This window comes from Xanthobacter sp. BG11Y11_SDJG, assembly GCF_057364445.1.
Window position 1 is genome coordinate 1 of sequence record NZ_JBNFNU010000106.1, and the last position, 11,942, is coordinate 11,942.

The following is an 11,942-nucleotide window of genomic DNA, read 5'->3' on the forward strand; positions in this document are numbered from 1 at the left end:
CCTGGCGGGCTGCGCCGCGGCAGGCGCGAATCAGCGCGCGGAACCGCTCCGAAAGCTCCTGTGCGTAATGCTTGCGCACGGTCTCGTCGGCGATGACCGCCACCACCTCCTTGAGGCGCGCCTCCAGCCCGGCGCGGCGCTCGGGCGTGTCAAGCGCCGCCTGCTCGCTCTCGCGCGCCCACAGCTCGGCGGCCAGCGGTCGCGCCTGGGCCAGAACGTCGGCCATGGCATCAGGGCCGGAACGGCGGATCAGGTCGTCCGGGTCCTGGCCTTCGGGGAGGGTGGCGAAGGAGAGGCTGCGCCCGGCCTTCAGGTGCGGCAGCGCCAGGTCGATGGCGCGGTGGGCGGCCTTGCGGCCGGCCTTGTCGCCGTCGAACAGCAGCACCGGCTCGTCGGCCATGCGCCAGAGCAGCTGCAACTGCTCCTCCGTGAGCGCGGTGCCGAGCGGGGCGACGGTGGCGCCGAAGCCGGCCTCCACCATGGCGATCACATCCACATAGCCTTCCACGGCGATGACGCGGCCGCTCTTCTGGGCGGCGGCGCGGGCGGAAAAGCCGTTATAGAGCAGCGAGCCCTTGTGGAAGAGCGGGGTTTCGGGGGAGTTGAGGTATTTGGCGGGAACGTCCTTCTCCAGCGCCCGGCCGCCGAACGCCACCACGCGGCCCTTCATGTCGGTGATGGGGAACATCACCCGGTCGCGGAAGCGGTCGTAGGGCACCGGGATGTCGTCGCCGGAGATCAGCAGGCCGGTCTCAACCATGTCCTCGGTGGAGACGCCGAGCTTGCCCAGCGCCTCCTTCAGGTGGAAGCGGTCGGCGCTGGCATAGCCCAGGCGGAAGCGCTGCTGGGTCAGCGGGCCGAGGCCGCGGTCGGCAAGATAGCCCCGCGCCTTGGCGCCCAGGCGGGTCTGGAGCGTCGCCTCGAAATGGCGGGCGGCAAGCTCCATCACCTCGTGGAGGGAGCGCCGGCGCTCCTCCCGGGCGGCCGCCTCGGGGCTTGCCTGCGGCACCTGGAGGCCGGCCATGGAGGCGAGCCGCTCCACCGCCTCGCCGAACGGCAGTCCCTCGGTCTCCATCAGGAAGTCGAACACGTCGCCGTGCTTGCCGGACGAGAAGCAGTGGTAGAAGCCCTTCTGGTCGTTCACGAAGAAGGACGGCGTCTTCTCCGCATTGAACGGCGAGAGGCCGGCGAACTCGCGCCCCTGCTTCTTCAGCTTCACGCGCCGGCCCACCACCTCCGACACCGGGAGGCGGGCACGAATCTCGTCGAGGAACGAGGGAGGGAAGCGCATGACACCAGTCTAGCACGAGCCGGGTCGCCGGGATTGACAAACGCCGATTGTATATACATCTGTAATGCAGGAGACCGCTCGCCCGGAACGCAATCCTGGCGTGCATCCGCATTGCGGCGTGACTAGTCTGCCCCGACTGTGGCGGGGGCGGGGCGATGGACTGGGGAGCGGTCGTCTTCGAGTGGGACGAGGCGAAGAACGAGCAGAACCGCGTGAAGCACGGCATGGGGTTTCAGCATGTCACCGACATGATGAGAACCGAACGCTTCCTGCATTTTCGCTCAGATAGGAATGGAGAAGAAAGGCATGTCGCAGTCCTTAAAATCAACGACGCCTTCTTCTCGGTTGTCTTCACCTGGCGGGGTGAAAAAGTCCGCATCATCTCGGCCCGCAGAGCACGAGACGAAGAGCGTCGCCGCTACCGAATCTTATTCGAACCCGGACGGTGAAAGGGTGGCCTCCGATATCGACTGGGCGCGCCTGCGCGCCATGACCGAGGAGGAGATCGAGGCGGCCGCGCGCGCCGATCCCGATTGGGAAGGGCTGCTGGACCTTGAGGGCTGGACCGCCACCGTGGTGGTGCCGCCGAAGAAGGCGCCGATCTCCATCCGCCTCGATGAGGACGTGCTCGCTTTCTTCAAGGCCTCCGGCCCCGGCTACCAGAAGCGCATCAATGCCGTTCTGCGCGCCTTCATGGAGGCGGCCGCCGCGCGCTCCGGCACGGACCGAGCCTAAGCAAGGCGCCGGAAGCGTCCCCGCAATCCACAGCCTGAGCCCCTGCCCTGCCCGGCCCCGCACGCCCGCTTTCCCAGTGGACCCGACGTAAGCCGCGCTCTAGCCTGTGATTTCAACCTATCCGGGCTGGGGTGCCATGGACGCGATCATCGACTTCCTGAACACCGTCTTCTGGGGCTACGTGCTGATCTACGGGCTGCTCGCTGTCGGCATCTATTTCACGCTGCGGCTCAAGTTCATCCAGATCGTCCACTTCCCCGAGATGCTGCGCTCGGTGCTGCGGGCGAACGAGACCGACAAGTCCGGCATCACCCCGTTCCAGGCGCTGTGCACATCGCTCGCCTCCCGCGTCGGCACCGGCAACATCGCCGGCGTTGCCGTGGCGATGGTGCTGGGCGGGCCCGGCGCCATCTTCTGGATGTGGATGGTGGCCTGCGTCGGCATGGCCACCGCCTTCGCCGAGAGCACGCTGGCCCAGCTCTACAAGGTGAAAGACGACCAGGGACGCTATCGCGGCGGCCCGGCCTTCTACATTGCGGCCGGCTTGAAGGCGCCCTGGGCCGGCGCCCTGTTCTCGGTCTGTCTCATCCTGTCGTTCGGCCTGGTGTTCAACGCGGTGCAGGCCAATTCCATCGCCGACGCCATGGAAGGCGCGTTCGGCCTGCCCAAGCTCGCCACCGGGCTCGCCGTGGCGGCGCTCTCCGGCGTCATCATCTTCGGCGGCATTGCCGCCATCGCCCGCACCGCGGAGATCGTCGTGCCGTTCATGGCCGCCGGCTATGTGGGCCTCGCGCTCTACGCCCTCATCGCGAACATCGGCGAGGTGCCGGGCATGCTGTCGCTGATCGTGCGCAGCGCCTTCGGCCTGGAGCCGGCGGTGGGGGGCGTGGCGGGCTCGGTGGCCGCGGCCATGCTCAACGGCGTCAAGCGCGGCCTGTTCTCCAACGAGGCGGGCATGGGCAGCGCCCCCAACATCGCCGCCGTGGCGACGCCGGACCCGCACCACCCGGTGAGCCAGGGCTTCGTGCAGTCGCTGGGCGTGTTCATCGACACCATCGTCATCTGCACCGCCACCGCGCTGCTGATCCTGCTCTCGGGCGTGTTCCAGCAGAATACCGGCCTCACCGGCACCCAGCTCACCCAGGCGGCGCTGGAGGTGCATATCGGCTGGGCCGGGCGCTACTTCGTGGCGGTGGCGATCTTCTTCTTCGCCTTCACCTCGATCATCGGCAACTACTCTTATGCCGAAGGCGCGCTGGTGTTCCTCGGCCACGGCCACACGGCGGGCATCGTGGTGCTGCGCATCGCCTTGCTCGCCATGGTGGTATGGGGCTCGCTGCAGAGCGTCGCCACCGTGTTCAACGCGGCGGACGCCTCCATGGGGCTGATGGCCTCGATCAACCTGATCGCCATCGTCCTCCTGTCCGGCGTGGTGACGCGGCTGACGCGGGACTATCTGGCAAAGCGCAAGGCCGGCCAGGAACCCATGTTCCTCGCCGCCGAGATGCCGGATCTTACCGAAGGCGTCGACAAGAGCATCTGGAGCCGCCGCTGACGGCGGCGGGCCAGGGGCGGACCAGGAAGCGGCTCACCCTGCGGTGAGCTGCTCCTTGACCCACTGGGAGGCCTTGCCGAAGTCGATGGCGCCGGCAAAGCGCTCCTTGAGCACCGCCATGGTGCGGCCCATGTCCTTGATGCCGGCGGCGCCGATCTCGGCGATCACCTTGCCGATCTCGGCCTTGGTCTCGGCCTCGGAGAGCTGGGCCGGCAGGAAGGCCTTGATGTAGCCGATCTCCTCGCGCTCCTGCGCGGCGAGTTCGGGCCGGCCGCCCTCGTCATAGATGCGCGCGCTCTCGTCGCGCTGCTTGATCATCTTGGCGAGCAGCGCGCGCAGTTCGTCGTCGGTCAGGGGGTCCTTGCCGTGGCCGCGCTGCTCGATGTCGCGGTCCTTGAGGGCCGCGTTGATGAGGCGCAGCGTGGAGGTGCGCCGCTTGTCCTGCGCCTTGAGCGCCTCTTTCAGCGCGGCGTTGATGTCGTCACGAAGCACGTGGAAACCTCTGTCGTATTGGAATGGATCGGGCCGGCATCGGGATGTGCGGAGAAAGCACCGTCTGGGGATGGGGCCTCCCGCGGAATGCCCCTCCCGGCCGCGCGGGTCCTGGGCTCGGATGGCCCGCCTGCGGCACGCGCTGCGCTTTCGTCCTCTCCCGCGCTCGTGGGGCCGCGCGGGCGGGATCGGGATGCCTTGCTATCCGGCGCCCTGCGCCCATTGCACATCCCTTTGACCCCGCGGCGGCCGATGACTATGTAAGCGTCCCATGACCCTCGAACAAGTCCATTCCGGCTGGGCGGAGCCCACCCCGACCGCTGTCCTGGTGCTCGCCGACGGCACCGTGCTCTATGGCCACGGCATCGGCGCCGAAAGCCAGCTCGCCGGCGAGGTGTGCTTCAACACCGCCATCACCGGCTACGAGGAGATCCTCACCGATCCCTCCTACGCCGGGCAGATCATCACCTTCACCTTCCCGCACATCGGCAATGTGGGGACCAACGAAGAGGATATCGAGACGGTCTCCATGGCCGCCTCGTCCGGCGTGCGCGGCGTGGTGCTGCGCACCGACGTGACCCAGCCGTCCAACTACCGCGCGACCCGCCATCTGGACCAGTGGCTGAAGGCGCGCGGCATTCCCGGCATCACCGGCATCGACACCCGCGCGCTGACGGCGCTGATCCGCGACAAGGGCATGCCCAATGCGGTGATCGCCCACCGCGCCGACGGTGTGTTCGACATCGAGGCGCTGAAGGCCGAGGCGCGCCAGTGGCCGGGGCTGGAAGGCATGGACCTCGTGCCCGGCGTCACCGCGCCCCAGCGCTACGGCTGGGACGAGACGCCGTGGACATGGGGCGCGGGCTATGGCCGCGCCGGCGACGGCCGGTTCCATGTGGTGGCCGTCGACTACGGCGTGAAGCGCAACATCCTGCGCCTGCTCGTGGACGCCGGATGCAAGGTCACGGTGGTTCCCGCCACCACGCCGGCCGAGGACATTCTGGCGCTCAACCCGGATGGCGTGTTCCTCTCCAACGGACCGGGCGACCCGGCGGCGACCGGCGACTATGCGGTGCCGGTGATCCGCACGCTGATCGACAAGGGGGTGCCCACCTTCGGCATCTGTCTCGGCCATCAGATGATCGGCCTCGCGGTCGGCGGCCGCACCGTGAAGATGCACCAGGGCCATCACGGCGCGAATCATCCGGTGAAGGACCTCACCACGGGCAAGGTGGAGATCACGTCCATGAACCACGGCTTCGCCGTGGATCGGGCGAGCCTGCCGGCCAATGCGGTGGAGACCCACGTCTCGCTGTTCGACGGCTCCAACGCCGGCATCGCCCTTTCGGACAAGCCGGTGTTCTCGGTGCAGTACCACCCCGAGGCGAGCCCCGGCCCGCGCGACAGCCACTATCTGTTCAGCCGGTTCGTGGAAATGATGGGCAAGCACAAGGCGGCGTGAGGGGCGGCTTTGCCCCCCGCCTCCTGTCATGCCCGGGCTTGTCCCGGGCATCCACGCGCTCCCGCTCGCCCTTTTGACCGAATTCATTGGCCGCAGGCCCTTGGCAGCTCGCCCTTGACCGGAAGTCGGCTACCCGCCGCGGGGCGTCGATGGGCGGGACAAGCCCGGCCCTGACGACTTGGCTGCGCTCAAGCTCATCGCGTCGAGGATGCCCGCAGAGGCTGTCGCGGGGCGCGAGCGAATTCTCGGCGCCGGGCGCCACGGGAGGCGGCTCCGCCCCTCCGCCTCAGCTCGTGACCACCGAAGTCCAGACCCCCGCCTCGGTGAGGCAGGCGGCACCGCGGGCGATCTGCGGGCGGTTGTCGATATAGATGGTGTGGGAATAGTCGCGGCAGCTCTTGTAGCCCGGGCGCACATAAGCCGGTCCGGCGATCACCGTGCCGCGCGCGCCGTCCTCGCCCTTCCAGCCGATGGGATAGCCGGGGCCGCCGGTCTCCAGCGCCGCGAGTTCCGCCTCGTAGGCGCGCTGGCGGTCGGCCGGCGCGAGGCCGTTGCCCACCGTGCCGCCGATGAGGCCGCCGGAGACCGCCCCGCTCATGACCGGCGCCATGGGCAGCGCCACGTTGGCGGACGAACTGCTGAGGCCACCGCCGGGCGTGGTGGCGCAGCCGGCGACGAGCGCCGCGAGCGCCAGCGCGACAAGCGGACCGAACGGGGCAACCGGACGCAGGGCCATGGGACGCACACGCCTTCGCAACAGCGAGCCTTCGGTGGAACGGAGCGGCGGCGGGCGCAAGACCGCCCGCCCGCCGGTCCTTCGTTCATAAGGCCTCGCGCGGCCGGAGGGAAGGCCGCAGCGCAGCGGCGCCCGCGCGCGATCCGATTCTGAAAGGGGGGAGAGGAAGGCCGGTGGGGACACGGCGGCCTCAGGCGGCGGGCAGCACCAGTTCGCAGCGCAGGCCGCCGATGGGGGCGGCGCCGAGGTCGAAGCGCCCGCCATAGAGGGTGGCGAGTTCCTGGACGATCGAGAGACCGAGCCCGGTGCCGGGCTTTGATTCGTCGAGGCGACGCCCGCGGCGCCCCACCTCCGCCCGCCGCGCCGGATCAAGGCCCGGCCCGTCGTCGTCGATGATGACATGGAAGAACACCCGGTCGGAGGCGGTCCGCCCGCGGCCGATGCAGACCTCCACCTCGACCCGCGTGCTCGCCCACTTGCAGGCATTGTCGATGAGGTTGCCCACCATCTCCTCAATGTCCTGCCGCTCGCCGCGGAACCGCACGTCGTCCACCACCTTCACATCGATGGCGATGTCGCGCGCGCGGTTGATCTTTTCCATGGTGCGGGCGAGCGAGGTCACGACCGGCGTCACCTCGCACAGGCCCGCGACCACGGACACCCGCGCCGCCATGCGGGCCCGCTCCAGATGATGTGTCACCTGGTCGCGCATCACCCCGGCCTGATCGCGCACCAGCACGGCGAGCGGATCGTCCCGCGTGCCGGCCTCGTTCATGAGCACGGAAAGGGGCGTCTTCAGCGCATGGGCGAGGTTGCCCACATGGGTGCGCGCGCGCTCGACGATCTCGCGGTTGGCGTCCACCAGCATGTTCACTTCCCGCACCAGCGGGGCGATCTCCTCCGGATAGGCGCCGTCGAGGCGCTCGGTCTTGCCGGAGCGCACCGCCGCCAGCGCCTGCGAGATGCGCGCGAGCGGCCGCAGGCCGTAGCGCACCTGGATCAGCACCACCCCCAGGAAGGCGATGGCGAGCACCACCAGCGTGCCCACCAGGACCAGGTTGAAGGCAGAAATCTCCTCCTCCAGCTCGGACGACACCGCCGCCACCGAGACCACGAAGCGTTCGTCCTTGCCGAGGTCGAGATCGCGCTCGACCACGCGCAGCGTTTCCCCCAGCGGCCCTTCCGCATAGCCCTGGCGCATGCGGCCGGGCGGCGCCTGGACGCCCATCTCCGAGAGGATCGGCAGCATGCCGGACGGCAGCGAGGGCGAGGTGCGGTGATCCTGCGCGCCGCCGCCGGCCTTGGCCACCTGCCAGTACCAGCCGGAATTGGGGAACAGGAACAGCGGGTCGGCCATCGCCTGCGGCTGGGGCATCTGGCCTGGCGCCGCATTGGCCAGCTCGGCGACGATGGTCTTCAGATAGATGTCGAGCCGCCGGTCGAACGAGCGCTCGGCGGCATTGCGGTAGAGGCTGGAAAGCACGAGCCCCACTAGGGTCAGCACCACCAGCATGATGGCGATGGCCGAGAGCATGAGGCGGACGGCGAGCGAGCCGGGCTTCGCGTCGTCGGTCATCAGGCGTGCGTCTCCGCTTGGGCACGACGCCGCGTCGGCTCACGCCTCATCGGGTGCCACCAGCAGGTAGCCGAGGCCGCGCACGGTCTGGATCACCTCGCAGTCGAGCTTCTTGCGCAGGCGCCCGACGAATACCTCGATGGTATTGGAATCGCGATCGAAATCCTGGTCGTAGAGGTGCTCCACCAGCTCGGCGCGCGAGACCACGCGGCCCGAATGGTGCATCAGATAGGACAGCAGCCGGTATTCGTGCGAGGTGAGCTTGACCGCATTGCCCGCCACGGAGACACGGCCCGAACGGGTGTCGAGCCGCACCGGCCCGCAGGTCAGCTCGCTGGAAGCGTGGCCGGTGGCGCGGCGCAGCAGCGCCCTGAGCCGCGCCAGCACCTCCTCCATGTGGAAGGGCTTGGCCACATAGTCGTCGGCACCGGCGTCGAAGCCCTGCACCTTGTCGCTCCAGCGGTCGCGGGCGGTGAGCATGAGCACCGGCATGGTCTTGCCGGCGCGGCGCCAGCTCTCCAGCACCGAGAGTCCGTCCATCTTCGGGAGGCCGATGTCGAGCACCACCGCGTCATAGGGCTCGCTCTCGCCAAGATAGTGGCCTTCCTCGCCGTCGAAAGCGCGATCCACCGCATAGCCCGCATCGGCCAGGGCCTCGACGAGCTGGCGGTTCAGATCGGGATCGTCCTCGATGACGAGCAGGCGCACGGACCCTCCAGCGCGTCGGGTTGCAATTGGTTGCAGAACAAGCGCGAAATCGATGGTCGCGGCAGAATGCCAGAGCGCAGCCGCAATGTCAGCGTCCCGCGGCGCGGTCATTTCGACGGACCGGCATCGCCCCTCCTGCTCCGGCGCTCACCACCCGCACAGCTTCCGCCCCACGGCGTTGTGCGCCTTGGCCTGGCGGATGGTGGCGTCGGTGTCCGCCTTGGACCACCGCACTGGCTTCGCCGAGCGGCAGAACACGTCAGTCCCGCCGGAACCCGTCGTCGTCGCGCAGGCGCTCAGGGTCAGAATTGCGGCGATCAGCGTCAGCGCGCGCGCGCTCCGCGTTCTGGACGGCACGGTCGGCATTGGCCTTCTCCCTGGCTTTCTGCTGTGCGGCGCCCTTCAGGGTGCCGAATGGTGGATCGCGAGGGCCGCGGCACCAGCGAGCCAGGCCAGGGCCGGCCTGAGGCCGAGCCCGGACCAGAGCGCCACGAAACCTGCGGCGCCGACCGAGACGATAAGCGCGAGCCACCCGTCCCCGCCGCACAGCAGCGTCGCGACGAGGCTCACGGCCGCCGCGGCCGCCGGCAGCGCCCAGCCGAGGCCGAGCGCCGCCGCCCACTTGGCGGAGATCAGAGCGAGGATCGCGCTCATGCCGGCACCGCCTCGGCCGGCTCGGCCGCGCTTCCGAAATCCGGCGGCTCGAGGTCGAGGGCGTCCATGATCTCCGCCGCCTTGGCCTTGGCCCACGCGCGATAGACGTAGCCCAGCACGGCCACCAGGGCGCCTGCCACCATCAGGACGGTGAGGAGGGTCGCAGCCGCCGCGCTCTTGTCGGCCACGGGAACCAGCGCGTCCGTGGCGACACCGATGCCGGTGGAGACGACGCCGCCGGAGGCGAGCGCATCGCCGACGGCCTTGGGCGGCGGCGCCTTGGCGCTGGAGGCATAGGCCTTGCCGCTCGCCGTCGCGGTCGGCATGGGCAGATCCTGCGCGCCGGCCGCCAGAGCGAGGCCGAGCCGGCGCACCTCCTCCACCCCGCCGGCCCACCCCCTTGCCGAACACCGGCCAGGTCTTCAGCGCCTTCAGCATCGCGAGCCGGCGCGCCTGGAGGCCGGCGACGATGGCGTCGTGATCCTCGGCGCGCGCTATGGCCGCGAGCGTGGACGGGCCGAGCACGCCGTCCGCCGGGATGCCGAGCGCCCGCTGCAGCCACTTGGTGGCCTGCGCCGGGCCAGAATTCACGGCGCCGTCGAACACCACGTAGTCGAGGCCGGCGGGCAGCTTGTCGCCCTGGATCAGATCCCAGTAGCGGCGGCGATAGATCTCCTGCAGCTCCGCCTCGGTGATCTGGCGCACGTCGCGCACGCTCTCGCCCCTGGAGCGGCGGTAGTCGTCATAGACCCGCTTGATGACGCCCTTCATGGTGGGGCCGCCGGGGTCGGACGGATGGTTGGAATAGCCGCCCTCGTGCACCAGGACGGCGGCAAGGGCGGGCTTGAAATTGTCGCGCATGGAAGTGACCTCGAGCGGAAGCGCGGGCATGGCGCCGGCGCGTGACGGCATCGCGGACGCAGATCATCCCTCGAATGGGGGACGCGGCGCGGGCCGAAGCCGGGCTAGAAGGGAGGCGGCACCAATGATGCCGGTCAGGAGCGATCGGCCGGCCGAGGGCTTCCCCGCACCCGAGGCCGGCCGCTCGTTTCCCGAAGGATCGGGTCCGGGCTCACCGAGACCGGAACGGCTCAGGCGAACACGCATTCCGGCGTCACCGGAAATACCTGCGCCGCGCCGAAGTCCGGGATCAGTTCGGCCGGCCCATGCCACAGCACGTTCACATGGAAGCCGGCGACCGGTGCCAGCACTGGCAGGGGGCCAAGCTCGGGATCGGTCTCGACCGTCTCGCCGGACGGGCGGAAGATCGTCCCGTCCGCGCCCACCACGGCGATGTCATAGCGGTGGCCCTGATAGGTGCCGCAGGACGGCCACGTGGGCTCCCCGTCCGGCCCTTCAACGGTGCCGGAGCCGTAGAGCGCGAAGGCCGCTTGTGCGCCCGCGCGGTCGGGAAAGCGCAGGAAGATCGTGATGGGAACCGACGTGCTCATGCCCACCCCCTCGCCTGTCCGGTGAGCGCCGCGCCAGAGCCGCGCGCGGTCCACGCCACGATCTCGTCAATCTCCAGCGCGCGGCCGGCGGGGAGGCCCTGATAGCCGCCGAGCCAAAGGCTGGCACGCGAGCGGTCGAGTGCGGCCGTATCGGACACCGCCGCCTCGCCGTTGATGGCGCCGGCCCGCCCCGTGCCGTCCCACCCGATGGCGGCAGAAACTTCTCCGGGCACGGTCACACCAGTGGACAGCACCCGCCCCGAAGCGCTGCTCCCGTCGAGCACGATATTGTTGCTGTTCGCCGACGCGCGGAGCAGCGCGTAGCCGGAGGGCAGGCCGACCAGCGGCAGGTTGACGGCCGACACCAGTACGCGCCCGCGCCACGCCAGCGTGGCCGCCGCACCTTGAAGCGTCGCCGCCGCGCCTGCGGAGAGCTGCACCACGTCGGCGATACGCGACCCTTGCGACCCGGCGGACAGGACGCGCGAGGTGGCCCGCGTGCCCACCTCGAATTGGCCCCACGCGATGTAGCCCCACCCGACCGAGGGGGAGCCTGCGCCCGGTACAGGATCGGCCGGATTGGAGGATCCGGCCGGGAAGTAGGCGACGGTCGCCAGCGTGTTCGTGCCGTTGTTGGCCGTCACGAGCTCGATCAGCGAGAACGCCCCGTAGCCGGTTCGGTAGACAGCAACGGGGCTGCCCTGGGTGTCGCCGATGGCCCCCGTGATGGGGTTGATCGCCACCCGGAATTCCTGCCCCGTGCCGCCACTGTAGCTCACCCGCAGATGGGCGTTGGACACCGCCGTTGGGTCATGCAGCACCAGGATCGACGCCACGTAGGTGGCGGTGTCCGCGGCGATGGCAGCGGTCGCCCGCACGTTGCTCACCTGCGACGCGGTCGCGTCCTCCACCCGGCACCAGGGCGTGACGCCGTCAGGCCCGAGCGGGCCGTCAGAGAGGGTGGCCGAGCCTCCCAGCGTCCACTGGCGCGGATCACTGTAGGCGAGGAGATTGGTCGCCGGCCCCTCGATCAGGAGGCGCCGCCTCCCGCTGCGCCACGGGAAGGCCGGGGTGTTCGCCGCAACCGTCGCGATCCCGCCGTTGGCGTCAAACACCCGCTTCGGGCCGGAGGAGACGGCGAGGACCGAGGAGAGCGGCACCGGCGCGCCGCCGAGCGCATGGCGATTGCGGGCGAAATCGGCCACGAGGGCGGGCGCGACGCCGTCGAGGCGGTAGGCGGCATCGCGGAAGAAGGCGGACCGGCGCCGCGCGGTCGGCGAGT

The 11,942-nt window shown here is 69.8% G+C and carries 14 protein-coding genes and 1 pseudogene; 4 read left to right on the forward strand and 11 right to left on the reverse strand.

Features of this window, described 5'->3' with window-relative positions; translation table 11 throughout:
* The coding region (dnaG, locus tag AC2W7M_RS11020) for a DNA primase (RefSeq protein ID WP_486132407.1) at positions 1-1,291 on the reverse strand (1,291 nt) is incomplete at its 3' end.
* A 155-nt stretch (positions 1,292-1,446) separates the two neighbouring features.
* Between dnaG and AC2W7M_RS11025 the strand changes: the two genes are divergently transcribed.
* The 3 genes from AC2W7M_RS11025 (at position 1,447) to AC2W7M_RS11035 (ending at position 3,581) form a co-directional block, all read left to right on the forward strand.
* Complete coding sequence (locus tag AC2W7M_RS11025; protein WP_486132408.1) at positions 1,447-1,740, forward strand: BrnT family toxin; 294 nt, start codon at positions 1,447-1,449, stop codon at positions 1,738-1,740.
* Positions 1,741-1,744: 4 nt separating this feature from the next.
* Positions 1,745-2,026, forward strand: coding sequence for a BrnA antitoxin family protein (locus tag AC2W7M_RS11030; protein ID WP_486132409.1), 282 nt, complete (start codon positions 1,745-1,747; stop codon positions 2,024-2,026).
* A gap of 136 nt (positions 2,027-2,162) precedes the next feature.
* Entirely contained in the window at positions 2,163-3,581 is a 1,419-nt protein-coding gene (locus tag AC2W7M_RS11035; RefSeq protein WP_486132410.1) for an alanine/glycine:cation symporter family protein, read from the forward strand.
* Positions 3,582-3,614: 33 nt separating this feature from the next.
* Here AC2W7M_RS11035 and AC2W7M_RS11040 read toward each other — a convergent pair whose 3' ends face one another.
* Positions 3,615-4,073: a GatB/YqeY domain-containing protein gene (locus AC2W7M_RS11040; protein ID WP_486132411.1), complete on the reverse strand. Its 459-nt coding sequence runs from the start codon at positions 4,071-4,073 to the stop codon at positions 3,615-3,617.
* A 271-nt stretch (positions 4,074-4,344) separates the two neighbouring features.
* Between AC2W7M_RS11040 and carA the strand changes: the two genes are divergently transcribed.
* Positions 4,345-5,535, forward strand: a complete 1,191-nt coding sequence (gene carA / locus AC2W7M_RS11045; RefSeq protein WP_486132412.1) for a glutamine-hydrolyzing carbamoyl-phosphate synthase small subunit — start codon at positions 4,345-4,347, stop codon at positions 5,533-5,535.
* Between the two features lie 286 nt (positions 5,536-5,821).
* Here carA and AC2W7M_RS11050 read toward each other — a convergent pair whose 3' ends face one another.
* The 9 genes and pseudogenes from AC2W7M_RS11050 to AC2W7M_RS11090 all read right to left on the reverse strand — a co-directional run.
* Positions 5,822-6,271, reverse strand: a complete 450-nt coding sequence (locus tag AC2W7M_RS11050) for a hypothetical protein (protein WP_486132413.1) — start codon at positions 6,269-6,271, stop codon at positions 5,822-5,824.
* Positions 6,272-6,461: 190 nt separating this feature from the next.
* The gene (locus AC2W7M_RS11055) at positions 6,462-7,847 is read right to left on the reverse strand and encodes an ATP-binding protein (RefSeq protein WP_486132414.1); all 1,386 of its coding nucleotides are present in this window, start codon (positions 7,845-7,847) and stop codon (positions 6,462-6,464) included.
* Positions 7,848-7,886: 39 nt separating this feature from the next.
* The gene (locus AC2W7M_RS11060; RefSeq protein WP_486132415.1) at positions 7,887-8,555 is read right to left on the reverse strand and encodes a response regulator transcription factor; all 669 of its coding nucleotides are present in this window, start codon (positions 8,553-8,555) and stop codon (positions 7,887-7,889) included.
* A 147-nt stretch (positions 8,556-8,702) separates the two neighbouring features.
* Complete coding sequence (locus AC2W7M_RS11065; protein WP_486132416.1) at positions 8,703-8,921, reverse strand: hypothetical protein; 219 nt, start codon at positions 8,919-8,921, stop codon at positions 8,703-8,705.
* A 36-nt stretch (positions 8,922-8,957) separates the two neighbouring features.
* Positions 8,958-9,209: a hypothetical protein gene (locus AC2W7M_RS11070; protein ID WP_486132419.1), complete on the reverse strand. Its 252-nt coding sequence runs from the start codon at positions 9,207-9,209 to the stop codon at positions 8,958-8,960.
* Positions 9,206-9,592, reverse strand: a complete 387-nt coding sequence (locus tag AC2W7M_RS11075; RefSeq protein WP_486132420.1) for a hypothetical protein — start codon at positions 9,590-9,592, stop codon at positions 9,206-9,208. Before AC2W7M_RS11075 ends, AC2W7M_RS11070 begins: the two co-directional genes overlap by 4 nt.
* Before the next feature lie 115 nt (positions 9,593-9,707).
* Positions 9,708-10,121 (reverse strand): annotated as a pseudogene (locus AC2W7M_RS11080) (glycoside hydrolase family 108 protein); the annotation flags it as partial.
* 179 nt (positions 10,122-10,300) lie between these two features.
* A complete protein-coding gene (locus tag AC2W7M_RS11085) occupies positions 10,301-10,660 on the reverse strand; it encodes a hypothetical protein (protein ID WP_486132417.1) in 360 nt (119 codons plus the stop codon).
* Positions 10,657-11,942, reverse strand: a 1,286-nt coding sequence (locus AC2W7M_RS11090) for a phage head spike fiber domain-containing protein (protein WP_486132418.1), incomplete at its 5' end; no start/stop codon positions are given. The genes AC2W7M_RS11090 and AC2W7M_RS11085, both read right to left, overlap by 4 nt.